We start from the raw sequence: 25,895 nt of genomic DNA, 5'->3' as shown, positions 1-25,895 counted from the left end.
CGTAATCCTCCTCCTAAGACGTGGCGACATGAATCCGTAGAACGAAGCGTCCTGCCCCGTCTGCCGCCTGCCGTCATTGCATCACCCTCCGTCCGAAGGCGACGAAATCAGGCGTCGGTCTGGCGGTAACGGCGACTTCTCCAACAGAACCGGTGTATTGCGACATGGTTGATGCCGGCCTCAGAGCAATCCGCCGGGGCGCGCAGGCATACAACCCGGTGAAGCTCATCGCCGATGGCCGGAGCCCCCGACGGTTCCGCCCTTTGCCACTTCTCGAACAGCGCACTTGTCGCTGCATCGACGGCCTGGCGAGCGGATCGTCCGGGCCGCTCGCGGCGGGTCCGCCTCGCTGCCATGGAGATCAGCGAACCAACCGTGCCATTGCGATCATGCACGCAGAGGACTCAGTCCTTGATGTCGAGCGTGACCTCACCGTCGGCGAGCGGCTCGAAACCGCTCGCGGTCAGCACGGAGGGCAGGCTGGCGGGAACGCAGCCGACGCCGTCCATGTAGAGGCAGGGCACGACATGGAAGCACATGCCTTCTTCCAGCACCTGCTCGCTGTTCCGGCGTATCGCCATGACGCTGTCCTCGCCCCAGCCCGGCGGGAAGGCCGCGCCGATGCTGTAGGCCGGGCGCGTCACCATGTTCTCGGCGAAGCCCGCCTTCTCGATCACACTCTCGAAGATGCGGGCGGCCTCGTGCGAGGTCATGCCGGGCCGGACCCGGGCATAGCCCTCGTCCAGCGCCTCGCGGCAGGTGTCGAACATCCGGCGGACGATGTCCTGCGGCGGCCCGAGCGAATAGATCCGGTAGAGCGGCGTGTGATAGTCGAAGACCGAGGCCGCAGGCTCGACATTGATAACCTCGCCGCGCCGGATCGGCGCCCCGCACCAGGTGACATGCGCGCGCGCCGTGCGCGGACCGGCGCAGACATTCGGCATCTGCGCCACGCGGTCGCTGCCGTTGCGCAGCAGGCTGTCGGTGACGACGGCGGCGAGCGCGCTATCCGTCATGCCCTCGTGCAGCGCCGCGAAGCCGTCGCGGCAGGACTGGGCGACGATCGCGCCGGCCCGCTTCAGCAGCGCGATCTCGGCTGGGCTCTTGATCCGGCGCAGATGCTCGACCAGCCCGGTGGCATCGACGACCTTGCGGCTGCCGCCGCCAAGCGGGCCGAGGAAGCTGCGCAGGATCGGTTGCACGGCCGAGAACTCGACGCCGATCACGGCGTTCGGCCCGACGAGATCGGCGATTGCCCCTTCCAGCACCTCGGCATGGACCTGCCCGTCGGTCACGCCGAGGCCTTCATTGGCCCAGAGCTGGTCCTTGAGCGCGCGGATATTGCTGAGCTCGGTGCGGCGCATCACCCAGGCCGCCTTGCCGTCGGCGCGCATCACCAGCGCCGTCGCGCCATAGGCGAGCGAGCCGAAGCCGGTGAGGTAATAGGTGTTCTCGGTCGTAGTGAGCACGACGGCTGCCATGCCGCGCTCGGCCATCAGGGCGCGCAAAGCATCGCGGCGGGCCAGATATTCCTCCGGCGCGAAAGCCAGCCGGTCGAAGGTCTCGGTCATGGTCGGGTCTCTTGGCGGTGAAGGGAGAGGCTGCGGCAGCCGGGGCGCCGCAGCCGGATAGGGGCGGAAGACTCAGTCGGCCTTCTTGATGTTCCAGAAGGCCGGCACGTCCTGCGTCTCCAGCAGGCCGGTGACCTTCTTCGAGCGGGCGAGATAGGTCGTCCACTGGCCGAGCGGGACATGGTGTCCGGTCTCGAAAGCGCGGCGGGAGAACTCGGCGGCGACGGCCTTCTTGGCCTCGACGCCGTCGACCATCGCCCATTTCAGGCGCAGGTCCTCGATCGTCTGGTCGCAGGGCCAGCCGAACAGGCCCTTCTCGCAGGCGCCGGAGAAGGCGATGCTCCAGACCGGCGTCGTGACGACCTGGCCGCCGGTATAGGAATGCACGATGTTCCAGCCGCCATTGCTGGTCGGCTCCTTGGAGTTGCGGCGCTTGAGCAGCGTCGCCCAGTCCATTGCCTGGACATCGACCTTGAGGCCGATATCGCGCATCGCCTGCACGGTCACGACCGTGGCGGGATGGGCGGTGGTCTCGTCGGTGGGGTCGAGCACGACGATCGGCTTGGCGAAATCCCACCCCGCTTCCTTGAACAGCGCCTTGGCCTTGGCCGGATCGGGCGCCTTCAGGGCTTCGAGGCCGGCATCGGTCTCCATCGGCGTGCCGCAGACGAAGAAGGAGGCGCAGGTCCGGTAGAAATCCGGGTTGCCGTTGATCGCCTGCAGGTAGTCCTGCTGCTTGGTCAGCCAGAACATCGCCTGGCGCGCCTTCGGATTATCGAAGGGCGGCTGGGTGTGGTTGAAATAGAGCTGCGCCTGCTTGCCGGTCTTGTTGATGACCTGGGTCGCGAGGTTCGGCGCCGCCTGCAGCACCGGCAGCAGGTCGAGCGAGGGGTTTTCCCAGACGTCGATCTCGCCGCTGAGCAGCGCCGCCATCGCGGTCTGCTGGTCGCGGATGATCAGCCATTCGATGCGGTCGACATTGGCGACCTTGCCGCCGGCGAAGGCGCTGGCCGGCTCGGAACGCGGCACGTAGCCGTCGAATTTCTCGTAGACGACCTTGTTGCCGGGCACCCATTCCTTGGCGACGAAGCGATAGGGGCCGGAGCCGGTATAATCCTGGATCTCCTTAAACGGGTCGGTTTCCGCGACCCGCTTCGGCATGATGAAGGGGATGTTCGAGGCGACCTTGCTGAGCGATTCCAGCACGAGCCCGTAAGGCTCCTTGAAGACGAGCTCGAAGGTGCTGTCGTCGACGATCTTCATCTCGACGAGAACGCGGCCCATGAGCTGGCCGGCGGCGTCGCGCGCCATCCAGCGCTTCAGCGAAGCCGTGGCGTCCTCGGCCTTCACGGGCTTTCCGTCATGCCATTTCAGCCCGTCGCGGAGGGTGAAACGATAGGTCTTGCGATCGTCCGAGATCTTCAGGTCCTTCACCATCTGCGGCTGCGGGACGAAGTTCGCGTCGAGGCTGTAGAGCGTGTCGTAGATCAGGAAGCCGTGCATCTTCACGATGTCGGCGGTCGAGCCCATCGGGTCGAGCGCCTGCAGGTCGGCATGGGGCACGAAGCGCAACGTCGTGGCCTCGGCCACGCCGAGTCCGGCGAGCAGGCAGGCGGAGGCCAGCAGGGCACGGCATGTCTTATTGAGGCGCGATAACATCCGGGCTCTCCCTTTTTGCGGATATTGTTGCTGTGCTTCAGGCAGCGGCGCGTCGTCCGGGGATCGAATCCAGCAGGCGGCGCGTGTAGTCGTGGGACGGCGCCGAGAAGACGGCGCGGACGCTGCCCTGCTCGACCAGCTCGCCGCGATGCATCACCAGCAGCCGATCGCAGATCTGGGCGGCGACGCGCAGGTCATGGGTGATGAACAGGATGGCGAGGTTGAAGCGCTTCTGGACGTCGTCGATCAGCTTCAGAACCTGGGCCTGCACGGAGACGTCGAGCGCCGAGACGGCTTCGTCCGCGACCAGAATCTCGGGCTCCATGGCGAGTGCGCGGGCGATCGAGATGCGCTGGCGCTGGCCGCCGGAGAACTGGTGCGGGTAGCGGTTGAGCGCCGCCGGATCGAGCCCGACCAGCGCCATCAATTCGCGCGCCTTCTCCCAGGCCTCGGCCTTGGTCGTGCCGAAATTCATCGGCCCCTCGATGATCGACTGGCCGACCGTGCGGCGCGGGTTCAGCGAGCGAAAGGGGTCCTGGAAGACGATCTGCATGCGGCGGCGGAAGGGCTTCTGCGCGCCGTCGCCGGTCAGCGTCGCCTCGCCGGAGCTCGGCTCGATCAGCTTGGTGATGCAGCGCGCGAGCGTGGACTTGCCGGAGCCGGACTCGCCGATCACGCCGATCGTCTCGCCACGATGCAGGGTCAGCGAGGTCGGCTTCAAGGCCGCGATCTCGCGCATGCCGCCGAAGGCGCTGCGGATGGTGTAGGTCTTGGCGATGTCCTTGACGGAGAGCGCGAGCGGGCCATGGACGGGCCCGGCCGGCCGGGCCGCTTCCAGCGTCGGCACGGCAGCGATCAGCATGCGGGTATAATCGGCCTCGGGCGCGGTCAGGATGCGCTCGACGCTGCCGGTCTCGACCATCCTGCCGGATTTCATCACCACGACCCGGTCGGCGATCTCGGCGACGACGCCGATATCATGGGTGATGAACAGCACGCCCATGCCGCGGCTGCGCTGGAGGTCGCGGATCTGCTGGAGGATCTGCTTCTGGGTGGTGACGTCGAGCGCGGTCGTCGGCTCGTCGGCGATCAGGAGGCGCGGCTGCAGGATCAGCGCGGCGGCGATCAGCACGCGCTGACGCTGGCCGCCGGAGAGCTGGTGCGGAAAGGAATAGTACATCCGCTCGGGATCGGGCAGGCCGACCTCCTCCATCGCCTTGACGACGCGGGCGAAACGCTCCTGCGCCGGCAGCGTGAGATGAGCGCGCAGCACCTCGTCGATCTGGGCGCCGACGGTGTGGACCGGGTTCAGCGCGGTCATCGGCTCCTGGAAGATCATGCCGATGCCGCTGCCGCGCAGGCTGCGCATCCGCGCCGGCGTGGCCTTGAGCAGGTCCTCGCCCTCGAACAGGATCGCGCCCTTCGGCTTGACGAAGATCTTGGGCAGGAGACCCATGATCGCCTGGGCGGTGATCGACTTGCCGGAGCCGGACTCGCCGACGACGCAGACGATCTCGCCCTCGGCGACGGAGAAGGAGACGCCGTCGACCGCGTTGCGCCGGTCGCCGCCATCCGGCAGCGGCACGGCGAGATCGCGGATCTCGACGATGGGGAGGTTGGCGAGAGGCGCAGCGGTCATGGCGATCCCCCTCACATCCGCTTGGCGATGCGCGGGTCGAGCGTGTCGCGCAGGCCGTCGCCGAGCAGGTTGATGCCGAGCACGGTCAGCGCCAGGAACAGGCTCGGCAGGAAGACGAGGCGCGGCATCACCTGGAAGAAGGTGCGCCCCTCCGAGATCATGTTGCCCCAGCTCGGGATTTCCGGCGGCAGGCCGGTGCCGAGGAAGCTCAGCGCCGCCTCGACCAGGATCGCCTGGGCGCAGACATAGGTGCCGAGCACCAGCAGCGGCGCGATGGTCGAGGGCAGAATATGGCGCAGCAGGATCAGCGGCGTCGGCGTGCCGACCGAGATCGCCGCCTCGACATAGGCTTCCTCGCGCACGGTCAGCACGACGCTGCGCACGAGGCGCACGACGCGGGGGATCTCGGGAATGGTCAGGGCTGCGACGACGGTGCCGACGCTGGCACGGGTGAGCGAGACCAGCGCGATCGCAAGCAGGAAGGTCGGGATCGCCATCAGCCCGTCCATGACGCGCATGACGACGACGTCGAGCCTGCGAAAATAGCCGGTGACGAGGCCGATCGCGACGCCGAAGACGATGGCGCAGGCGGCGACGCTGACGCCGACCATGAGCGAGCTGCGCGCGCCATAGACGACGCGGCTGTAGATGTCGCGCCCGAACAGGTCGGTGCCAAACCAGAACAGATCGGAAGGCGGCTTCAGCCGGATCGCCGGGTTGATGCGCACGGGATCGACGGTGCCCAGCAGCGGCGCCGCCGCGGCCATGATCACGATCGCAGCGACGATGAAGCCGCCGATCAGCACGGAAGGGTTGCGCAGTGCCTGCGCGGCGAGGCCGAGGAAGGGATTGCGCGGCCCCTCGTCGGCCTGAGCGGGGGAGAGCAGGGTCATCAGTAGCGCACCCTCGGATCGAGAAACGCGTAGCCGACGTCGATCGCCAGGTTGATCAGGACGTAGACGGCGGAGAACAGCAGGATGACGCCCTGGATCACGGGATAGTCCCGCTTCAGGATGGCATCGACGACGAGCCGGCCGATGCCGGGGATGTTGAACACGGTCTCGATCACCACGACGCCGCTGATCAGCAGGGCGACCCCGATGCCGATGATGGTCAGGATCGGGATCGCGGCATTGCGCAGCGCATGGTGCGTGACGACCAGCCGCTCGACCACGCCCTTGGCGCGGGCCGTGCGGATGAAATCCTCGCCCATCATCTCCAGCACGCTGGCGCGGGTGATGCGGGCGATCAGCACCATATAGGCGAGGCCCAGCGTCAGCGCCGGCAGCGCGATGCTGTGCAGGAAGGGCAGGAAGCCCTTCGATATGCTGGTGAAGCCCTGCACTGGTGCCCAGCCGAGCTGCAGCGCGAAGACATAGATCATGCAGTAGCCGAGCACGAAGGCCGGCAGCGAAAAGCCGACCACCGAGACCGCCATCAGCGAGCGGTCGAGCCAGCTCCCGGCGGTGGCGCCCGCGATGGTGCCGAGCGGAATGGCGACGCCGATGGCGAAAACCATCGTCGCCAGCGCAAGCGACAGGGTGGGTTCCGCGCGCTGCAGGATCAGGTCCGTCACCGGCAGCTTCGAAAAGATCGAGGTGCCGAGATCGCCGGACAGCATGTGCCGCAGCCAGACCCAGAATTGCGTCACAAGCGGCTGATCGAGCCCGAGCGCGACCCGGATGCGCTGCACCGCTTCAGGATCGGCATTGTCGCCGGCAATGACCAAAGCCGGGTCACCCGGACTCAAGCGCAACAGGAGGAAGACGACGACCGCGACGATGGCCATCACGGGGATGACCGCGAGCATCCGCTTGGCGAGGAATGCGAGCATGGCGACGAGCCTTGATTGTGAACATTCAATGCATACAATCTATATTCCATTCTGTATGCACTTATTGTGATCAACGCAACCTAAATGTCTCACGGGTGCAAGCGACCCTAGATCGCTCGAATCCCGGGCCTGTCCCCGCCTCCAGCGATCGGAGCCGAGCGCCGGCGGCATAGCTTCGATCGGAGGGATTTGCGGGATCCAGGCCGTATTGGCGCGCCGAGCCCGATAACGTAGCAGTCGAGACGAGCTACAGCGCGCCTCGGGCGACGACGACCGGGCTCGGCCGCACGGACATCTTCGAGTCGGGCCCTCACGACGATCGACAAGTGAGCGCCGTAGCCGGCATGACCGGCGGCCTGCCCGACGCAGGAGACGAGCCACTTTGTCGCGGCCGCGTTCAGCGCACCATGTTCACGGAGGCGGCGCATCCGACGGCCGCGAGGCGATTGCGCGTGACGCCCGGCGAGGCATGCCGGAATTGCGAACCGAAGGCGAGCAACGCGCCCCGTTCGCACCTGGCTGACCACTGGTACCGACGGCGCAACGCTACCGGCCTGGTGGATTGGATATCGGCAGCGCCCTCGCCCGCGATCATCGTCACCCCGCCTGTCCGGAGCGGGGCACCAGCAGAATGAGCGGAGCCGATCTTTCAGAACTCAGGGTAGCTTCTGGGCCTCGAAGAAACCGTCCAGGGGAATCTGCGTGGTCTTTTCGAAATCGTCCATCGCATCGAGCAGGCGGTGGCGGTAGTTCAGAAGGGCGAGCAGCAACTGCGCCGCGTCCCGGGACAGCCCGTAGCGAGCCCAGCTCTCGGCAGTCCGGGCCTCCAATCCGATGTGCTCTCCGAAAGCTTCCACCGTCTCGAAGCCCAATCCTTTGACGACGTCCAGCAGTTCCTCCGACGACATCCGGGGCTTTACGAGGTGCGAATGCACCCGCTCGAGCATCAGCCTGATGTCCGAGGGGCGGAACTGGAGCGAGTTGCGGGCGAACAGTTCGAGATTATTGGCCATGTTCCTAACTCCCCTGTGCTTGCAGCCGCCGTTCCCCGCCGCGCGCGAACGCGCTCTCGGCCAGGAGGGCTTCGGCAGCGCTTTCATCCGTGATCAGAACCCTGGCGTTGCTCGCCAGCAGGGCGGCGCGGATCGCCTGTTCCTTGTGAGCACCGCCCGCCGCAATCGCGACCAGAGCGATCCCCTTGAGATCGGCGGGACTCACGGCCATGATCCGTCGATTGACGGGATGATCGACCAGTTCGCCCTCGGCGTCGATGAAGTGGCAGACCAGATCGCCGACGGCGCCGGCATTCTGCAGCGACGTCAGATCGGATTGGGGTAGCAGCCCCTCCCGGAACAGGGTCGAGTCGGCGACAAGGTCGCCGACGCTGACCAGCGCGATATCTGCGGCGCGCGCGCGCTCCAGCAGCTCGCGCAACGGCGGCTCCCGCCAAAGCGCGTCCCGGAGTGCAGCATCGGACACAAAGACCGGCGCGGTGAGCTGGAAGCAATCGGCGCCGAACATGTCGGCAACCCGTCGCGCCACCGCCGAGGGATTGATACTGCGCGAATGGGTCAGGCCGCCGAGCAGCGATACCACCGACATCTTTTCCAGCTGGCGCGGCTGGATCCCGCGTAGGGCCTGGTGCAGCGTCTGGCCCCAGCCGACGGCCAGCGCCGTCCCGTCGGTCAGCTTGTCGGAGAGCCACAGTCCCGCCGCATAGCCGACCATCGCCGAGACATGGGCGGGATCGCGGGTCGCGGGCACCACCACCGCCTCGTCGAGATCGAACCGGGTGACAAGCCCGCGCTCCAGCCCGGCCTGCCGGGCGGACCGCGCGTCGATCCGAATCTTGACCAGCCCCTCGGCGCGGGCCGCAGCCAGCATCCGCACCACCTTGATTCGGCTGAGGCCCAGCACCTCGGCGATCTGCTCCTGCGTCAACCCCTCGACATAATAGAGCCATGCCGCGCGGACCTTGGCGTCTGCGATCGGTTCCTCGCGGTGAAAATGTCCGGGCTCGATGATGTCTTCCAACGTTCCGCCGCCAAGCTGCACAACCTCTTTCGCAGCATCGCAGGATCGAAGCGGGAAAAGCAACCGACTTGAACATATGCGCGCTTGACAGAACGAAAGATCCGATCTTTTGTTCCACCAAAAGAACATATGTCCTTAGGGAGATGCCACAAAGATGGCCGCGATCCTGACGCAACCGCCTTTGGCGGCGCCCGCTGCCGGCCTGTCATTGGCCGAAGCGCTCGAACTGCGTGGCAAGGCAGGCAAGCCGGTCCGCGTCGGCCTGATCGGCGCCGGCCAGATGGGCACCGACATCGTCGTCCAGATCTCCCAGATGACCGGCATCGAGATCGCCGCCGTCGCCGATATCGCGCCGGACCGCGTCGCGGAGGCCGCCGCACTCGCAGGGCGAAAGGGCGAGGTCGACAACGTCACCGACGAGGCTGGGCTGGACACCGCCCGCCGCAAGGGGCGCATCGCCGCAACGACCTCGCTCGACCTGATCTGCCGCTCGTCCCATGTCGACGTCATCATCGACGCCACCGGCAATCCCGAGGCCGGCTCGCGCGTCGCGCTGACCGCGATCGCCGCGCGCAAGCATATCGTGATGATGAATGTCGAGGCCGACATCACCATCGGCTCCTATCTCGCGGTCGAGGCCGCCAAGGCCGGCGTCGTCTACACGCTCGGTGCCGGCGACGAGCCGGCCGCCGCAATGGAACTGATCAATTTCGTCCGCGCCATGGGTTATCCCGTCGTCGCTGCCGGCAAGGGCAAGAACAACCCGTTCCGCATCGACGCCGTCCCGGCCGACTATGTCGAGGAAGCTACCCGCCGGAACATGAACCCCCGCATGCTCGTCGAGTTCGTCGACGGCTCGAAGACGATGGTCGAGATGGTCGCCATCGCCAATGCCTGCGGCTTCGTGCCCGACATCCCGGGCATGCACGGCCCGGCCGCGCCCAAGGACGAGTTGCAGAACTATTTCTGCCCGCAGGAAGAGGGCGGCCTGCTCTCGCAAAAGGGGGTGGTCGATTTCTCGGTGGCAAAGGGCGTCGCGCCCGGCGTCTTCGCCGTCGCCGAGATGCGCCATCCCCGCGTCCGCGAGCGGATGAGCGACCTGCATCTCGGCCCCGGCCCGTACTATTCCTTCTTCCGGCCCTATCACCTGACGAGCCTGGAAGTGCCGCTCTCGGCCGCTGCCGCCGTGATCTTCAACCAGAGCCATATGCGCCCGCTGCCGGTGCCGACTTCCGAGGTCGGCTGCGTCGCCAAGCGCGATCTCGCCATCGGCGAGACGCTCGATGCCATCGGCGAATACGGCTATCGCGGCTTCGCTCTCTCCCGCGCCGATGCGCAGGCGCGCAAGGCGCTGCCGATCGGCCTCGCCCAGGGCGCGACCATGACCCGGCCCGTCCGCAAGGGCGAACTCATCACGCTGGCCGACGCCACGCCCGACGAACGGCTGAAGATCGTCGAGGTGCGCCGCGCCCAGGACGCAATGATCGCCGCGCTGACCTCCGGAGCCCAAGAATGAGCGCTGAACCCATGAGCGCTGACCAGAAGCCGAACCAGCGGCCGGAACTCGCTGCGCTGGACGACGCGACAATGGCGCAGGCGCTGACCCGCATGCACCTGATCCGCAAGTTCGAGGAGGCCGCCGAGGCGAGCTACATGCGCGGCCTGATCCACGGCACGATGCATCTCTCGATCGGGCAGGAAGCCAGCGCCGTCGGCACGACGCTGCCGCTCGAAGCCCACGATTACATCCTCTCGACCCATCGCGGCCATGGCCACTGCATCGCCCGCGGCGCAGAGCCCAAGCTGATGTTCGCCGAGTTCTTCGGCAAGGAGACCGGCTACTGCAAGGGTCGCGGCGGCTCGATGCATATCGCCGATGTCGAGGGCGGCAATCTCGGCGCCAACGGCATCGTCGGCGGCGGCCTGCCGATCGCGGTCGGCGTCGGGATGAGCATCAAGGCGCAGAAGAACGGCCGCGTCTGCATGGTCTTCTTCGGCGACGGCGCCTCGAACGAAGGCGCCTTCCACGAGGCGCTCAACATGGCCTCGATCTGGAAGCTGCCGGTCGTCTTCGTTTGCGAGAACAACAAATACGGCATGTCGATGGATATCGGCCGCGCCATGGCGGTGCCGAACGTCGCCGACCGCGCGGCGGCCTATGGCATGCCCGGCCATTGCCTCGACGGCAACGATCTCGCCGGCGTCGCCGCCGTGGCGAAGGTCGCGATCGCCCGCGCCCGCTCCGGCGAGGGTCCCTCGCTGATCGAGTGCAAGACCTATCGCTGGCGCGGCCATTCCAAGAGCGACCGCAATCTCTACCGCTCCAAGGAGGAGATCGAGGAATGGCGCAACCAGGACCCGATCCGGCGGCTCGAGGACGAGCTCAAGGCGCATGACCGCTTCGATGCGGCCGCGCTGATGAAGCTCGAAGAGGACGCCCAGCGCGACATCGACGCCGCCGTCGAATTCGCCCGCGCCTGCCCGGACCCCGATCCGAAAGACCTGACCCGTGACGTCTATGCCCTCTGACACGCTCGAAGCCGTGAGCGAGATCCGCGAGCTTTCCTATGCCGAGGCCGTGCGCGAGGCGCTCGGACAGGCGATGGAGGCCGATAGCCGCGTCTTCCTGTTCGGCGAAGATGTCGGCGTCTATGGCGGCGCCTTCGGCGTCTCCGGCGACCTTGTCTACCGCTTCGGCAAGGAGCGCGTGATCGATACGCCGATCAGCGAGCTCGGCATTGCGGGTGCCGCGGTCGGCGCCGCGATCACCGGCATGCGCCCGGTGCTGGAGATCCAGTTCTCGGATTTCGTCACGCTCGCGATGGAGCAGCTCGTCAACCAGGCGGCCAAGATCCGCTTCATGTTCGGCGGCAAGGCGAGCGTGCCGATGGTGGTGCGCCTGCCCGGCGGCTCGGGCACAGGTGCGGCCGCCCAGCACAGCCAGAGCCTGGAAGCCTGGTTCGCCCATGTGCCGGGCCTGAAAGTCCTTCAGCCGAGCACGCCGCATGATGCCAAGGGCATGCTGCTCGCGGCGATCGACGACCCCAACCCCGTGCTGATCTTCGAGCACAAGCTGCTCTACAAGACCAAGGGCCATGTCCCGGCCGAGGCCTATCGCGTCGCGATCGGCAAGGCCGCGATCCGCCGCGAGGGCACGGATGTGACCATCGTCGGCTCCTCGATCATGGCCCGCAAGGCCGAGGCCGCGGCCGAACGCCTGGCCGGCGACGGCATCTCGGCCGAGGTGATCGACCTGCGCTCGATCCGCCCGATCGACTTCACCACCATCGCCGAGAGCGTGCGCAAGACGCATCGCCTGCTCGTCGTCTACGAGGGCGTGAAGACCATGGGCATCGGCGCCGAGATTTCGGCGATGATCGCCGAGAGCGAGGTCTTCGATTTCCTGGATGCGCCGATCATCCGGCTCGGCGGCGCCGATGCGCCGATCCCCTACAACCCGGTGCTGGAGAAGGCGGCCGTCCCGCAGGAGGACGACATCGTCACCGCCGCCACCAATCTCGTCCGTCGCGGGGAAGCCTGATGCCCATCGAGGTCATCCTTCCCAAGGTCGACATGGACATGGAGACGGGCACGATCGAGGCCTGGCATGTCAAGGAAGGCGATCAGGTCCGCCAGGGCGACACGATCTTCGAGATCGGCACCAACAAGGCCGTGATGGAGGTCGAGGCGCCCGCCAGCGGCGCGATCCGGAACATCAAGGCGCAGACCGGCGTGCCGATCTCGGTCGGAACTCCTGTTGCATGGATCTACCTCGACGGTGAGGCCGCCACCGCACCGTCCGAGCCGGCAGCCGCTGCGGCTACCGTGGCGGCTGCCACATCGCTTCCGAAAGCAGAGGCCTCGGCCGCTCCGGTGAATGCGGTCGCACCGGCCTCGTCAGGCCTGCGCGCGACCCCCCTCGCTCGCCGCATCGCCCGCCAGAACGCGCTCGATCTCAAGACGGTGACCGGTACCGGCCCGCGCGGCCGCGTCAGTGAAGCGGATGTGAAGCGCCATCTGGAACAGCGGCCGTGCTGCACTCCGGCGCAGGACGCCCGCTCCGCCCCGGCTCCTGCGGCCAGCGTTCCCGAAGGCCGCCTGCAACCCTTCTCCGCCATCCGCCGCATCGTCGCGAACCGGCTTTCCGAGAGCATGCGGACCGCCCCGCATTTCTATCTCACCTCCGAGATCGAAATGAGCGCCGCGCGCGACCTGCTCGGCCGCCTCGCCAAGCGCCACGAGCGCATCGGTGCGCCCAAGCCCAGCCTGACCGTGCTGATCGCTCGCGTCGCCGCGCGCATCCTGCGCGACCACCCGGTCATCAATGCCTCGGCCGAGGGCGAGGCGACCCGTTTCCACGAGCGGATCGATATCGGCATCGCCATGGAGCGCGACGGCGACCTCGTCGTGCCCGTGCTGCGCGATGCGGGCGCGATGGACATGCGGGCCATGACCCGCGAATTCGCCCGGTTGCGCGAGGGCATGGCGAAGCGCACGCTGACTCCGGCCGAGCTCGGCGGCGGCACCTTCACCATCTCCAATCTCGGCATGTACGGCGTCGATTCGTTCACCGCGATCATCAATCCGCCGCAGGGCGCGATTCTCGCGGTGGGCCGCACCGTCGACAAGCCGGTCGGGCGCGATGGCCAGATCGTGCTCAGGCCGATGGCGAACTTCACGCTGTCCTCGGATCACCGCATCGTCGACGGCGTCGCGGCGGCCCGTTTCATGGCCGATCTGCGCGAGGCTCTTGAAAACCCCGAGCTGCTTCTGTGAAGGAAGATGCCGCCGGTCGCACCGCGTCGCGGGCGATCGGCTAAAGATGATCCGACATGACGATCTGACACGAAGATCGACCGGCGCATTTGGCGTAAAGGTCGACATCGCGACAACGGAGGAGACGAAACCATGACTCTGACACGCCGCCGCTTCGCCCGGCGCGGATTGATGATGACGGCCGCCGCCCTGCTGGCCGCCGCACCCGCTTACGCCCAGGCGCCCTCGGGCAAGCTCGTGCTCTACACCTCGCAGCCCGAGAAGGACGCCGCCCAGACCACGGCAGCCTTCAAGAAGGCCTATCCCAATATCGAGATCGACATCTTCCGCTCCGGCACGACCGAGGTGATGGGCAAGCTGGCCGCCGAGATCTCGGCCGGCCAGCCCGGCGCCGACGTGCTCCTGATCGCCGATGCCGCCAGCATGGAAATCCTGAAGAGCCAGAACCAGCTCCTCGCCTATCCCGGCGCCAAGACGGACGGCTTCCAGCCCGGCTCCTTCGACGCCGACAAGACCTATTTCGGCTCGAAGCTGATCACGACGGGCATCGCCTACAACACCGCAGCCAAGGAGAAGCCGACCTCCTGGACCGATCTCGACAAGCCCTCCTACAAGGGCCAGATCTCGATGCCGAGCCCGCTCTATTCCGGCGCGGCCGCGATCATGCTCTCGACCATGACGGCGCGCCCCGACCTCGGCTGGAAGCTGTTCGAAGGCTTGAAAGCCAACGAGGCTGTCGCCGTGCGCGGCAATGGCGCGGTCCTGAAATCCGTTGCAACCGGCGAGAAGGCCTATGGCGTGCTCGTCGACTTCATGGCCTACAACGCCAAGAAGCAGGGCTCCCCGATCGATTTCGTCTTCCCGAAGGAAGGCGCCCCGGCCGTGACCGAACCCGTCGCCATCATCAAGTCGACCAAGAACGAGGCGGCCGCCAAGGCCTTCGTCGACTTCATTCTCTCCGATGCCGGGCAGAAGCTGGCGCTTTGGATGGGCTATATCCCGGCCAAGCCCAGCATCGGCTCGCCGTCCTGGCTGCCGGAAGGCACCAAGATCAACGTCATGGCCTCTGACATCGCGGCCGTGGTCAAGGCGACCGAGGCCGACAAGGCCCGCTTCGCCACCATGTTCGGCAACTGAGCCCAGCCAGGTGCGCATGTCCTTCGTCGACACCGCGACGCTGCGCACGCGCGTCGAGGAGGCGGGCCTCCTTTGGGGGCTGGTCGGCCTCGTCGCGCTGCTTTCCCTGCTGCCGATCGGGCGCCTTGTCGTCGAGGGCTTCGCGCCCGGCGGGCAATTGTCTACGACCGCGCTCGGCAAGGCGCTGGGCAGTTCCGCGACGTGGACTGCCACATGGAACAGCTTGGTCGTCGCGATATCCGGGACGGTGCTCTCCGTCCTGATCGGCGGAACGGTGGCCTTGCTGGCGACGTTGACCGACATTCGCGCCCGCAACGCCTTCACCTTCTGCTTCGTCCTGCCGCTGATGATCGCGCCGCAGGTCACCGCGCTGGCCTGGCTCCAGCTCTTCGGCCCGTCGAGCACGCTGCTCAAGCTGATCGGCATGGCCCCGCCGCTCGGCAGCCGCAATCCGCTCTATACGCGCGAAGGCATTATCCTGCTGCTTGGCCTGCAATATGCGCCACTGGTCTTCCTGACCCTGCGCGCCGGCCTGCGCGCCTTGCCGAAAGAGCTGATCGAGGCAGGGCTTGCGGCCGGGGCGGGGCCGCTCACGGTGCTGCGCACGGTGGTGCTGCCGCTGATGACGCCGCCGCTGGTCGCCGGCATCGCGCTCTGCTTCGTTTCCTGCCTCGGCAATTTCGGCATCCCGGCCTTCCTCGGAATCCCCGGCAATTTTCTCGTGCTGCCGACGCTGATCTACCAGCGCCTCGCGGGTCTCGGCCCAGGCGTGCTCTCCGAGGTCGCGATCCTGTCGCTGCTGATCGGCGTCATCGCCATGGTCGGCATCCTGCTGCAGGACTTCATGATGCGCCGCCGTGACTTCCGCATCACCACAACCTCGAGCGCCGCACGCCCCTTCGAACTCGGGCGCTGGCGGGTGCCGGTGGAGATCCTGCTCTGGACCTTCGCCGTCCTCGTGCTCGCGCTGCCCCTGCTCGGCCTGCTGACGACCTCGCTGATCCCGGCTTTCGGCGTCCCGCTCAACGCTGCTACCGTCACGTTCGCGAACTACGCTTATGTCCTGTTCGAGCACGCGGCCTCGAGGCGTGCCTTCGTCAACAGCTTCCTGATGTCGGCAGGCGCCGCGATCCTGATCGTGCTGATCTGCATTCCGCTCGGGTATTTCATCGTCTGGAAGAAATCGCGTGCGCTGCGCCTGCTCAACCTCGCGGCCGAGCTGCCCTACGCCATGCCCGGCGTCGTGCTCGCCATCGCGGCGATCCTGCTCTTCCTCAAGCCGCTGCCGCTGGTCGGCGTCTCGCTCTACAACACGGTCTGGATCATCGTCTTCGCCTATCTCGCGCGCTTTCTCGTGCTCGGCCTCAGGCCGGTGATCAGTGGCTATCTGCAAATCGATCGGACGCTGGAGGAGGCCGCGCAGGTCGCTGGTGCAGGCCTGCCGCGCCGCCTCGTCACCATCATCTTTCCGCTGGTCGCTCCGGCGGCGATTGCGGGCGCGCTCCTGATCTTCCTTACCGCCTTCAACGAACTGACGGTTTCGGCGCTGCTCTGGTCGTCCGGAGCGGAAACGCTCGGCGTGGTCGTGTTCTCCTTCGAGCAAGGCGGCGATTCCACTTACGCCTCGGCGCTGGCGACCATCACGGTGCTCGTCACTGTAGGCCTGATGGCAACAACGACACTTTTTGCTCAAAAATTGCCCCAGGGGGTCCTGCCGTGGCGCGACTGACCATCGACCGGGCGCAAAAGCGCTTCGGCTCCTACATCGCCCTGGACGACGTTTCGATCGATGTCGCGGACGGTGAGTTCCTCGCGGTTCTCGGGCCGTCCGGCTGTGGCAAGACCACGCTGCTGCGCCAGATTGCGGGCTTCGACAAGCTCGACGGCGGTGTCATCCGCATCGGCGAGCGGCTCGTTTCCTCCCGGGATCGGCATGTCCCACCCGAGCATCGCAAGCTCGGGATCGTCTTCCAGTCCTATGCGCTCTGGCCGCACATGACCGTCGCCGAGAATGTCGCTTACGGCCTGATCGTCGCCGGCATACGCGATCCGGAGCGGGCGCGCCGCGTCGCCGCAGCCTTGGATCTCGTCGGGTTGAACGGCTTTGCCGAGCGCCGGCCCGGCATGTTGTCGGGGGGCCAACGCCAGCGTGTTGCGCTCGCCCGCTGTCTCGTGACCGAGCCTTCGCTGGTGTTGCTGGACGAACCGCTCGCCAATCTCGACGTGCATCTGCGCGCCTCGATGGAGGACGAGTTCGCGCGCTTTCATGAGCGGACCGGCACGACCATGGTCTACATCACCCATGATCAAGCCGAGGCGATGGCGCTGGCCGACCGCATCGCGGTGATGGATCGCGGCCGCCTGCTCCAGCTTGCCACGCCTTCGGTCCTCTATCGCGAACCCGCGAACACGACAGTCGCCGGCTTCATCGGCGAGGGCATGGTGCTGCCGGCGGCAATCCTTTCCCCACCACAGGCCGGCCGTTGCAAGGTCCGCGTGCTCGGCGTCGAGGCCGTCGTGCGCTGCCGACCGGACCAGCCGGTCACGAATGAGGCCAGGCTGTGCCTGCGCGCGCGCGATATCGGGATCGCACACGCTGGTGAACCGGGACTTCAAGCTGCCGTCGAGCGCCTGTCCTATCAGGGCGGGCACTACAGGCTCGAGGCCCGCTCCAACGCTGCGAGCGGTGCGCTGCTGCATCTCGATGCCACCGAGCCCGCCCCGGCGCAGCCCGGTGACGCGATCCGGATCGCGATCCAGGACGGTTGGGTCATCCCGGAGAGCGTCTCCCTGGACAAGGCTGCGTGAGACCGGCGGCATGAGACTGAGCATTCATGGCGGGATCGGCGAGAAGGGCCGGACCTGCGTCGGCGTCGAGCATGGCGGGGCCCGGCTCCTCCTCGATGTCGGCGTCGATACCAGCGCGCGCGGAACAGCCTATTATCCGGCGATCACGCGAGCGGAGCTCGAGCGCATCGACGCGATCATCGTCACGCATGCCCATGAGGACCATGTCGCGGCGCTCGGCTGGTGCCTTGCGAACGGCTTTTCCGGCCGCATCCTGATGACCGCCGAATCCGCTGCCGAGGCGGACGCGACGCTCGCCGCCTATGCCACGCCGAAGGAGCGGGACCTCGCTCGACAGGCTCCCGTCGAGATCGTCGCGCCAGGTGCGGATTTCGCCATCGGCTCGATCGCCATCCGCACCGGCCGCAGCGGTCATGTCGTCGGCGGTATCTGGAGCCATCTGAGCGCAGGGGGACGCAGCCTCAGCTATTGCGGCGATGTCGTACCCGCGAGCCCCGTCTTCGCCATGGACGCGCTGCCGCCCTGCGACCTGCTGCTGGTCGATGCTTCCTACGGCCCCGATCGCATCCCTGCCGCCGAGCGCGGCGCCGCTATCAAGCGCTGGCTCGCCGATCATCCGCAGGGCGCCGTCCTGCCGACGCCGCTCTCCGGCCGCTCCGTTGAACTGATCGGGCTGATCGACACGCCGATCGCGATCCATCCTGCGATGCGCGAAGCGCTGGCCCAACAAATCTCGGCTGCAGCCTGGCTGAAGCCCGGCGCCGCCGATATCCTCTCGGCACGATTTGCCGAGGCCCTGCTCTGGGAGGAAGGACAGGCACTGCCGCGGGCCGCGCTGCTCGTCGATGACGGCATGGGGCTCGCCGGGCCTTCCAAGGCCGCACTCGCGCAGGCTCACCGTGAGCGTCATCCGGTCCTGCTGACCGGCGGCATCCCCAAGGGCAGCCCGGCCGATCTCATGCTCGCCGCTGGCGAAGCCGAATGGCTGCGCTTCCCGACCCATCCGACATTGCCTGAGAACGTCACGCTCGCCTCGGCAAGCGGCGCCGATCGCATCATCGCCCATTCCTGTGATGCCGCGACTGCCGCAATGCTCGCAGCCGATATTCCAAAGCTCGTCATCGGCCTCACGCCCGGCGACACCATCGAGATCTGACCATGCGAATCCTGATCGCCAACGATGACGGTATCGACGCCCCCGGCATCGCCCTTCTGCGCCACGCGGCTGCGCGTGTCGCCTCCGACATCTGGGTGGTTGCGCCGGAACGGAAATGGACGGCGGCGAGCCACCATCTCTCCTTCGACCGCGATCTGACGCTTACACGGCGTGAGGAACAGGTCTACGCGCTCGACGGAACGCCGGCCGATTGCGTCGTTGCGGCGATGACGGTGCTTTTCCGCCATGGCGGCCTGCCAGACCTCGTGCTCTCCGGCGTCAATGACGGGCGCAATGCCGCAGAGGACGCCGCCTATTCCGGCACGCTGTCCATCGCGCGCGAGGCGAGCTTCTGGGACATTCCGGCGATCGGCTTTTCACGCACCAAGGGCGGCACGTCCGAGGAGCAGGATGTTGCTGCACTGGCCAAGCTGATCGAGCGGCTCTGGGCCAAGCGCCAGGACTGGGTGCGTGAAGGCGCCTTTCTCAGCGTCAACCTGCCCAGGGAGCTGCCGGCTGAAGCCGGACTCGCCTCCATCGGCCGCGACAAGATCGCTGGAGCTGCGGATATCAAGACGGAAGACGGCGATCGTATCGTCTGGCGCATCCGCCGCGGACGACCGCATAGCCACAGGGCCGGCGACGAGAACAGCCTGATCGATGCAGGCCGCATCGCTATCGTCCGCCATTGCTGGTCCGACGGAGCCCCGCTGCCTCAGAATTTTGTCATGGACCTCAATGCCGCACCCTAGCCGGTTTCACCACCGGCCTGGATCGGCCATCGAAACCGGTATCCGCTCTCAGACGGTTCCCGGTATCTCCCCTCACCGCGTCTCGATCTCCGCCAGATAGGTCCGCATCGCGCGCTCCGGCCCGTGCCAGGAGGCGCTGCCCTTGCCCTGCAGCTCCGGCGCATCCTTCCAGCCGGGTTCGATTCCCCTCATGTCCGGCAGCAGATGGGCGATACCCTTGTGGCAGTCGATGCAGGTCTTCTCGCCTGTGGTCAGGAAGCGCCCGTGGATTTCGGCGGCGCGGCGGGTCTGCTTGGTGAAATCCATCGCGACCGCGGAATGGCAGTTCCGGCACTCCAGCGAGTCGTTCGCCTTCAGCCGCGACCATTCGTGCTTGGCGAGCTCCAGCCGGTGGTTGAGAAACTTCTCGCGCGTCGAGATCGTGCCGAAGATCTTGCCCCAGACTTCCTTCGACGCCTGCATCTTGCGGGCGATCTTGTCCGTCCAGTTATGCGGGACGTGGCAGTCCGGGCAGGTCGCGCGAACGCCCGAGCGGTTGGAGAAATGCACCGTCGATTGCAGCTCCTGATAGACGTTGTCGCGCATCTCGTGACAGGACGTGCAGAACTTCTCGGTATTGGTGATCTCCAGCGCCGTGTTGAAGCCGCCCCAGAAGAGCACGCCGCCGACGAAGCCGCCGAGCGTCAGCAGGCCGAGCGGCAGATAGGCACTCGGTCGGCTGATGATGCGCCAGAACCTGACGACGACGCCCCAGCACCAGAGAATGAGGGATTTGAGCCTGGCCATGATGCACGCGCCTCAGGGCTTCCGGCCGATGTCTTTGGCATCCTGGAACCGGTTCGGGACCAGGGGCGCGACATCGGTCTGCTGGACATGGCAGGCAGTGCAGAAATAGCGCCGCGGCGTCACGTCCGAGAGCACCTGCCCGTCGCGGTCCTGGAAATGGGTCACGCTGATCATCGGCGCTCCCGAGCCTTCCGTGAACTCGCGCTTGTGGCAGTCCATGCAGCGATTGGTGTTGAGGGTGAGCTGGTAGCCGTCGATCGCATGCGGGATCACCGGGGGCTGCTCCGGATAGTTCCGCATCCGCCGGACGTCGTCGACGACCGGCCGGCCGAGCGCCGGCACGCGCTCGAGTGCCATCGGGTCGGCCGTGCCCGTCAGGCGCGGCACTATCTTCACCGGCGCGCCCTCCTGCGAGACGGCGGCGCCGAAGGCGAGGACGAGGCCGGCCGCGAGGGCGGCCCCGAAGAAGGTCCGCGAGCGCATCAGCCCGAGACCGGAACGATCTTGACCGCGCATTTCTTGAAATCCGTCTGCTTGGAGATGGGATCGGTGGCGTCGAGCGTCGTCTTGTTGATGAGCTGGCTGGCGTCGAACCAGGGCACGAAGACCACGCCGGGCGGCATGCGGTTGCGCCCGCGCGTCTCGACGCGGGTGCGCATCTCGCCGCGGCGCGAGATCACCGTGATCTCGGCACCCTGGTTGAGCCCGCGCTTGCGGGCATCTTCCGGGTGCATGAAACAGCGCGCGCCAGGGAAGGCCTTGTAGAGCTCGGGTACACGCATCGTCATCGAGCCGGAATGCCAGTGCTCCAGCACGCGGCCGGTGACCAGCCAGAGGTCGTATTCGCCGTCGGGCGATTCCGCCGGCGGCTCGTAGGGCACCGCGATGATGCGGGCCTTGCCGTCCTTGTTGCCGTAGAACTCGACACCCTTGCCCGGCTTCACATAAGGATCGAGCCCCTCGCGATAGCGCCAGAGCGTTTCCTTGCCGTCGACCACCGGCCAGCGCAGGCCGCGCACCTGATGGTAGAGATCATAAGGCCCGAGATCATGGCCATGACCGCGGCCGAAAGTGGCGTATTCCTCGAACAGCCCCTTTTGTACGTAGAAGCCGAAATGCTTGGCTTCGACATTGTCGTATTCGGGGTCGATCTCGCTCGCCGCGAACTTGTCGACATTGCCGTTGCGATAGAGCACGTCGAACAGCGTCTTGCCCTTGTAGTTCGGGTTGGCGTCGAGGATCTCCGCCGGCCAGACCTCGTCGGTGGTGAAGCGCCTCGAGAACTCCATCAGTTGCCAGAGATCGGAGCGCGCCTCGCCAGGCGCCTGGACGAGCTGGTGCCAGACATGGGTGCGCCGTTCGGCATTGCCGTAGGCGCCCTCCTTCTCGACCCACATCGCGGCCGGCAGGATCAGGTCGGCGGCCATCGCCGTGACCGTCGGATAGGCATCGGAGACGACGATGAAATTGTCCGGGTTGCGATAGCCGGGATAGGCCTCGTTGCTGCTGTTCGGCGAAGCCTGCAGGTTGTTGTTGACCTGGATCCAGTAGAAATTGAGCTTGCCGTCCTTGAGCATCCGGTCCTGCTCGACCGCGTGATAGCCGGGCTTCTCCGGGATGATCCCGTTCGGGACGCGCCAGATCTCCTCGGCATGCTTGCGATGCTCGGGGTTGGTCACCGTCATGTCGGCCGGCAGGCGATGGGCGAAGGTGCCGACCTCGCGCGCCGTGCCGCAGGCCGAGGGCTGGCCGGTCAGCGAGAACGGGCTGTTGCCGGGCTCGGAGATCTTACCCGTCAGCAGATGCAGGTTGTAGACGAGCTGGTTCGCCCAGACGCCGCGCACATGCTGGTTGAAGCCCATCGTCCAGAACGAGGTGACCTTGCGCTTGGGGTCGGCATAGAGCTCGGCAAGCTGCTGCAGGAAGCCGGGCTCGACCCCGGTCAGGGCCGAGACCTTCTCCAGCGTGTAGTCCTTCACGAAAGCGGCATAGGCCTCGAAATCGATCGGCGTCGTCGCGGTGACGTCGGCGGCCTTCTTCGCCTTGACCTCGCGCGGATCGTCGGGCCGCAGGCCGTAGCCGATCTCGGTCGCCCCCTTCACGAAGGTCGTGTGCTTGCCGACGAAATCGGTGTTCACGCGGCCGGTCGTGATGATGTGGTTGGCGATGTAGTTGAGGATCGCAAGGTCCGTGCCCGGTTTGAACACGATCGGAATGTCGGCGAGGTCGGAGCTGCGATGCGTGTAGGTCGAGAGCACCGCGACCTTCACATGCGGCTGGCCGAGCCGGCGATCCGTCACCCGCGTCCACAGGATCGGGTGCATCTCCGCCATGTTCGAGCCCCAGAGCACGAAGGCGTCGGCATGCTCGAAATCGTCGTAGCAGCCCATCGGCTCGTCCATGCCGAAGGTGCGCATGAAGGCATAGGCCGCCGAGGCCATGCAGTGGCGGGCGTTCGGGTCGAGATTGTTGGAACGGAAGCCGGCCCGCATCAGCTTGGTCGCGGCATAGCCCTCGAAGATCGTCCACTGGCCGGAGCCGAACATGCCGAGCGCGGTCGGGCCCTTGGCCTTGAGGACCGCCTTGGCCTTGGCGGCCATGGTGTCGAAGGCCTCGTCCCAGGAGACCGGCGTGAACTCGCCGTCCTTGGCGTAGACGCCGTTCTTCTTGCGCAGCAGCGGCTGGGTCAGGCGGTCGTTGCCGTACATGATCTTGGAGAGGAAATAGCCCTTGATGCAGTTCAGGCCGCGATTGACGTCAGCCTTCATGTCGCCATGGGTGGCGATGACCTTGCCCTCCTTGACGCCGACCATGACGCCGCAGCCGGTGCCGCAGAAGCGGCACGGCGCCTTCGACCATTTGATCTGCAGGGTATCGACGCCGCCGGTCACCGGCTGCGCCTCGGCCGGCACGCTCATATTGGCGGCGAGCGCGGCGACGCCGGCCGCCTGCGCCTTCAGCATCTCGCGACGGGACAGGGTCATGGGATCACTCCGGGGTCGTCGAGGGTTTCGAGGTCTTCGATCTGCTCGAACACCATGTTGGCCGAGAGCACGCCGTCGATCAGGCTGATGGCGGCGAGCCGGTCGCCGATCACACCGGTGCTGGAGCCTTCCAGCACGATCACGATCTTGCCGTTCTCGACCCGGTGGATCTCGGTCTCGGGAAGCTCTGCGATGCGGGCGAGAACGGCCTCGACCTTGGCCGGCAGGGCCGAGACGACGGCACTCGAAATATGATGGAAGCGCGGACGAGGACGCTCAAGCATGGGCGGCCTCCAGCGCTGGCATGCTGACGGTGACGGCCTGCGCCGGGCAGGCGGCGACACAGGCGCCGCAACCGCTGCACCGGTCCGTCGCCAGCTCCGGCAAAACCGGGCCGCCGAGCCGGGCCTTGAAGCGGATCGCGCTTTCCGGGCAGGCATCGCCGCAGCTCTGGCAGACGATGCCCCGCCTGGCGAAGCAATCCGCGCCGATGACGGCCCGATGCTCGAAGGCCGGAATGGCCCGGTCGAAGACCGGCTCAGGGCAGGCTTCGGCGCAGGCGCCGCAGAAGCTGCAGTCGTTTCGCGAGAAATCGAGGGCGGGCCGGCCGGTTTCGTCGAGCGCGATGATCCCCTGCGGACAGGCGGGCACGCAGGCACCGCAACCGGTGCAGGCGGCCGCAACGGAAGCCGCGCGGGCCCAGGGCGGGCGCGGCCTGTCGGGTCGTGAAAGACGCCGGCCCGTCAGGAAATTACGGCGCCCGCGATCGATGACGGAGCGTTCCATCGCCCGGCCTCAATGCGGCGGCCCGGGCGGGCCCAGGATGATCTGGGACATCCACACCAGGAAGCCGTATCCGCCGACGACACCCACGGCGACGATCGGCCAGATCAGTACGGCCAGCGTCAGGAAAGCCAGTAACTCGGCCCGTTTCGTCGGCCGGTCCGGAGCGGCTTCCGGGCCACTCGCCCCCGCAGTCTCCGTCGCCATCTCTTTTCCTTCTCCAAGACGGGCGATCACTTATCGCGCCGTCGCCAGATTAGAGATCGAGAAAGGAGAATAAGGAGCCCTTCGCCGCTGTACAGACTCTCAAGCGCTGACCCGCCCGTTTTGTGAGCTGAGTTTGATGTAGCGCAAATTGAACCGCTCGAATTCTTCGAAAGCGACGCCCTTCTCCCGCCACGGCCTGTGGTGCGGTAGCTTGCCCGACAGGCGTATGGCGCAAAGCGATTCCTGGAGCAGCTTTCGACCGCCGAGTTTGTTGCAGCGCAAACACGCCTCAGACGGAATCGACTAGCTGAGGTCACGGGCAGCGGTCCGAAACACGGAAAGCTCGCCTTGGTTTGCCCTCGGCATCCGGCCGCCCCTGGCGGCGCCGGACATCCCCATCGCGCGGTCATGACATTCGCCGACCAGAATCTGAGAAGGCTGCCGATCTTTGCGGCGCTGTCCGACACAGAGCGACGCGACATCGCCTCGGCGGCGTCATTGCGCTGTCTGGCAAGAGGCGAGAGCGCGTTTTCCGAAGGAGCGCAGGTCGACGAATTCTTCCTGATCGTTTCCGGGCATGTGAAGCTCTCGCGGGCCGGCGCGCATCGCGATGCCGTAATCCTACAGATCGAGCACCCGGGCGAGCCTCTCGGGCCGACGGGCGACGCCCAGGGACGCCGACAGACCACCACCGCCACCGTCCTGCGCGACTGCACGCTCGCCGTCTGGCCGATGGCAAGCTGGAGCCGGTTCCTGCTCGACATGCCCGGCCTCGCCATGGGCCTGCTACAGGTTATCGAGCGCCGCCTGGCCGTCACTCAGGACAGGCTCATCGAGATGGCTTGTCTCGATGTCCCCCGCCGCATCGCCCATCTCATCCTGCGTCTGATCGATCAGGCAGGGCGGCATGAGGAGGACAGCATTCGGGTCGATTTCCCGATTACGCGGCAGGACATCGCAGCGCTCACGGGAACGACCCTGCACAGCGCATCCCGCATTCTCACGCATTGGGAACGGCAGCGCATCATCGGCGGCGGCAGGCGGGAACTGCTGGTCCGGAATGTACCGGCTCTGGTCGACCTCGCAACGGCCCGCGCTGCCGCCCCGGAAACCAGCTGATAGCGAAGCCGCGCCGCGCGACGCGGCCAGGCTCGGATCCATGAGCCCAGATGCGTCGGCGAATTGTTTGCCGAAGCGCAAAGAGGCCTGCCCCCACGCCCGATAAGACCGGTCATCCCTGCCTGAGCGGCGGGTCCAGAGCCGGCGCTGCCGGCGACGCCTCCCCAGGCGCAACGGAAGGGTGAACGCATGGCCGAACGTCTGACAAAGGCGGGAGCCCGAAATGTCTTCTACGGCGGGTCGATCTTCTTCTTCGCCATCTTCGTCGGGCTCACCGCCCACAGTCACTGGTTCATGCGGACGCAGTCGACCGACGAGGCGACGCTGACCCCGGCGGTTGCACGCGGCAAGCATGTCTGGGAGCGCAATGCCTGCATCAACTGCCACACGCTGCTCGGCGAAGGCGCCTATTTCGCCCCCGAACTCGGCAATGTCTGGAAGCGCTACGGCGGCGACAAGGACCCGGCCGGCGCCCGCGAGAGCCTGAAGGCCTGGATGGCGGCGCAGCCGAGCGGAATCGAGGGGCGGCGCCAGATGCCGCAGTTCAACCTGACCGAACAGGAACTCAACGATCTCGCCGATTTCCTGGAATGGACGAGCCGGATCAAGACCCAGAACTGGCCGCCGAACGATGCCGGCTGAGACATCGC

The 25,895-nt window shown here is 66.6% G+C and carries 24 protein-coding genes; 11 read left to right on the top strand and 13 right to left on the bottom strand.

The window, feature by feature from the left end; all coding sequences use genetic code 11:
- Positions 1-404: 404 nt before the first annotated feature.
- The 7 genes from Q0Q36_RS04515 to Q0Q36_RS04485 form a co-directional block, all read right to left on the bottom strand.
- On the bottom strand, positions 405-1,571 hold the full coding sequence (locus tag Q0Q36_RS04515; protein ID WP_293795886.1) for a Xaa-Pro peptidase family protein: 1,167 nt from the start codon (positions 1,569-1,571) through the stop codon (positions 405-407).
- Positions 1,572-1,643: 72 nt separating this feature from the next.
- Positions 1,644-3,230, bottom strand: coding sequence for an ABC transporter substrate-binding protein (locus Q0Q36_RS04510; protein WP_293795885.1), 1,587 nt, complete (start codon positions 3,228-3,230; stop codon positions 1,644-1,646).
- A 37-nt stretch (positions 3,231-3,267) separates the two neighbouring features.
- The gene (locus Q0Q36_RS04505) at positions 3,268-4,869 is read right to left on the bottom strand and encodes an ABC transporter ATP-binding protein (protein WP_293795884.1); all 1,602 of its coding nucleotides are present in this window, start codon (positions 4,867-4,869) and stop codon (positions 3,268-3,270) included.
- A gap of 11 nt (positions 4,870-4,880) precedes the next feature.
- Complete coding sequence (locus Q0Q36_RS04500; RefSeq protein WP_293795883.1) at positions 4,881-5,762, bottom strand: ABC transporter permease; 882 nt, start codon at positions 5,760-5,762, stop codon at positions 4,881-4,883.
- A complete protein-coding gene (locus tag Q0Q36_RS04495) occupies positions 5,762-6,703 on the bottom strand; it encodes an ABC transporter permease (RefSeq protein WP_293795881.1) in 942 nt (313 codons plus the stop codon). Before Q0Q36_RS04495 ends, Q0Q36_RS04500 begins: the two co-directional genes overlap by 1 nt.
- Before the next feature lie 656 nt (positions 6,704-7,359).
- Positions 7,360-7,716 (bottom strand): hypothetical protein, encoded by a 357-nt coding sequence (locus Q0Q36_RS04490; protein ID WP_293795879.1) that lies wholly within the window; start codon positions 7,714-7,716, stop codon positions 7,360-7,362.
- A 4-nt stretch (positions 7,717-7,720) separates the two neighbouring features.
- Positions 7,721-8,737, bottom strand: coding sequence for a sugar-binding transcriptional regulator (locus Q0Q36_RS04485; protein WP_293795877.1), 1,017 nt, complete (start codon positions 8,735-8,737; stop codon positions 7,721-7,723).
- A 154-nt stretch (positions 8,738-8,891) separates the two neighbouring features.
- On the opposite strand from Q0Q36_RS04485, the gene Q0Q36_RS04480 reads away from it, so the two are divergent.
- From Q0Q36_RS04480 to Q0Q36_RS04440, 9 genes are all read left to right on the top strand, one after another.
- Entirely contained in the window at positions 8,892-10,253 is a 1,362-nt protein-coding gene (locus tag Q0Q36_RS04480; protein ID WP_293795876.1) for an SAF domain-containing protein, read from the top strand.
- A gap of 71 nt (positions 10,254-10,324) precedes the next feature.
- Positions 10,325-11,266 carry a thiamine pyrophosphate-dependent dehydrogenase E1 component subunit alpha gene (locus tag Q0Q36_RS04475; protein ID WP_293796069.1) on the top strand — a complete coding sequence of 314 codons (942 nt, stop codon included), beginning with the start codon at positions 10,325-10,327 and terminating at the stop codon, positions 11,264-11,266.
- Positions 11,256-12,278: an alpha-ketoacid dehydrogenase subunit beta gene (locus Q0Q36_RS04470; RefSeq protein ID WP_293795874.1), complete on the top strand. Its 1,023-nt coding sequence runs from the start codon at positions 11,256-11,258 to the stop codon at positions 12,276-12,278. Before Q0Q36_RS04475 ends, Q0Q36_RS04470 begins: the two co-directional genes overlap by 11 nt.
- Entirely contained in the window at positions 12,278-13,513 is a 1,236-nt protein-coding gene (locus tag Q0Q36_RS04465; protein WP_293795873.1) for a dihydrolipoamide acetyltransferase family protein, read from the top strand. Before Q0Q36_RS04470 ends, Q0Q36_RS04465 begins: the two co-directional genes overlap by 1 nt.
- Positions 13,514-13,645: 132 nt before the next feature.
- On the top strand, positions 13,646-14,650 hold the full coding sequence (locus Q0Q36_RS04460; RefSeq protein ID WP_293795871.1) for an ABC transporter substrate-binding protein: 1,005 nt from the start codon (positions 13,646-13,648) through the stop codon (positions 14,648-14,650).
- A 16-nt stretch (positions 14,651-14,666) separates the two neighbouring features.
- Positions 14,667-16,379 carry an iron ABC transporter permease gene (locus Q0Q36_RS04455; protein ID WP_293795869.1) on the top strand — a complete coding sequence of 571 codons (1,713 nt, stop codon included), beginning with the start codon at positions 14,667-14,669 and terminating at the stop codon, positions 16,377-16,379.
- Positions 16,367-17,458 carry an ABC transporter ATP-binding protein gene (locus tag Q0Q36_RS04450; RefSeq protein WP_293795867.1) on the top strand — a complete coding sequence of 364 codons (1,092 nt, stop codon included), beginning with the start codon at positions 16,367-16,369 and terminating at the stop codon, positions 17,456-17,458. Before Q0Q36_RS04455 ends, Q0Q36_RS04450 begins: the two co-directional genes overlap by 13 nt.
- Before the next feature lie 10 nt (positions 17,459-17,468).
- A complete protein-coding gene (locus Q0Q36_RS04445) occupies positions 17,469-18,614 on the top strand; it encodes an MBL fold metallo-hydrolase (RefSeq protein WP_293795864.1) in 1,146 nt (381 codons plus the stop codon).
- Positions 18,615-18,616: 2 nt separating this feature from the next.
- Positions 18,617-19,366 (top strand): 5'/3'-nucleotidase SurE, encoded by a 750-nt coding sequence (locus Q0Q36_RS04440; RefSeq protein ID WP_293795862.1) that lies wholly within the window; start codon positions 18,617-18,619, stop codon positions 19,364-19,366.
- A 72-nt stretch (positions 19,367-19,438) separates the two neighbouring features.
- Here Q0Q36_RS04440 and Q0Q36_RS04435 read toward each other — a convergent pair whose 3' ends face one another.
- Genes Q0Q36_RS04435 through napE form a run of 6 tightly spaced genes read right to left on the bottom strand, consistent with a single transcriptional unit; the run spans position 19,439 to position 24,126 of the window.
- Positions 19,439-20,152 (bottom strand): NapC/NirT family cytochrome c, encoded by a 714-nt coding sequence (locus Q0Q36_RS04435; protein WP_293795860.1) that lies wholly within the window; start codon positions 20,150-20,152, stop codon positions 19,439-19,441.
- A gap of 12 nt (positions 20,153-20,164) precedes the next feature.
- A complete protein-coding gene (locus tag Q0Q36_RS04430) occupies positions 20,165-20,668 on the bottom strand; it encodes a nitrate reductase cytochrome c-type subunit (RefSeq protein ID WP_293795858.1) in 504 nt (167 codons plus the stop codon).
- Positions 20,635-23,136 (bottom strand): periplasmic nitrate reductase subunit alpha, encoded by a 2,502-nt coding sequence (napA, locus tag Q0Q36_RS04425; protein WP_293795855.1) that lies wholly within the window; start codon positions 23,134-23,136, stop codon positions 20,635-20,637. The genes Q0Q36_RS04430 and napA overlap by 34 nt, the downstream gene beginning before the upstream one ends.
- Complete coding sequence (locus Q0Q36_RS04420; RefSeq protein WP_293795852.1) at positions 23,133-23,420, bottom strand: chaperone NapD; 288 nt, start codon at positions 23,418-23,420, stop codon at positions 23,133-23,135. Before Q0Q36_RS04420 ends, napA begins: the two co-directional genes overlap by 4 nt.
- On the bottom strand, positions 23,413-23,922 hold the full coding sequence (gene napF / locus Q0Q36_RS04415; RefSeq protein WP_293795850.1) for a ferredoxin-type protein NapF: 510 nt from the start codon (positions 23,920-23,922) through the stop codon (positions 23,413-23,415). Before napF ends, Q0Q36_RS04420 begins: the two co-directional genes overlap by 8 nt.
- A 9-nt stretch (positions 23,923-23,931) precedes the next feature.
- A complete protein-coding gene (gene napE, locus Q0Q36_RS04410; protein WP_293795848.1) occupies positions 23,932-24,126 on the bottom strand; it encodes a periplasmic nitrate reductase, NapE protein in 195 nt (64 codons plus the stop codon).
- Positions 24,127-24,534: 408 nt separating this feature from the next.
- Between napE and Q0Q36_RS04405 the strand changes: the two genes are divergently transcribed.
- The gene (locus tag Q0Q36_RS04405) at positions 24,535-25,245 is read left to right on the top strand and encodes a Crp/Fnr family transcriptional regulator (RefSeq protein ID WP_293795846.1); all 711 of its coding nucleotides are present in this window, start codon (positions 24,535-24,537) and stop codon (positions 25,243-25,245) included.
- 189 nt (positions 25,246-25,434) lie between these two features.
- Positions 25,435-25,887 carry a cytochrome c gene (locus Q0Q36_RS04400; RefSeq protein WP_293795845.1) on the top strand — a complete coding sequence of 151 codons (453 nt, stop codon included), beginning with the start codon at positions 25,435-25,437 and terminating at the stop codon, positions 25,885-25,887.
- Positions 25,888-25,895: the final 8 nt, after the last annotated feature.

Origin of the sequence: uncultured Allobosea sp. (genome assembly GCF_945957345.1) — a bacterium.
In the GTDB taxonomy this organism is placed as follows: Bacteria; Pseudomonadota; Alphaproteobacteria; order Rhizobiales; family Beijerinckiaceae; genus Allobosea.
This window is presented reverse-complemented; position numbering and strand designations above follow the sequence as displayed.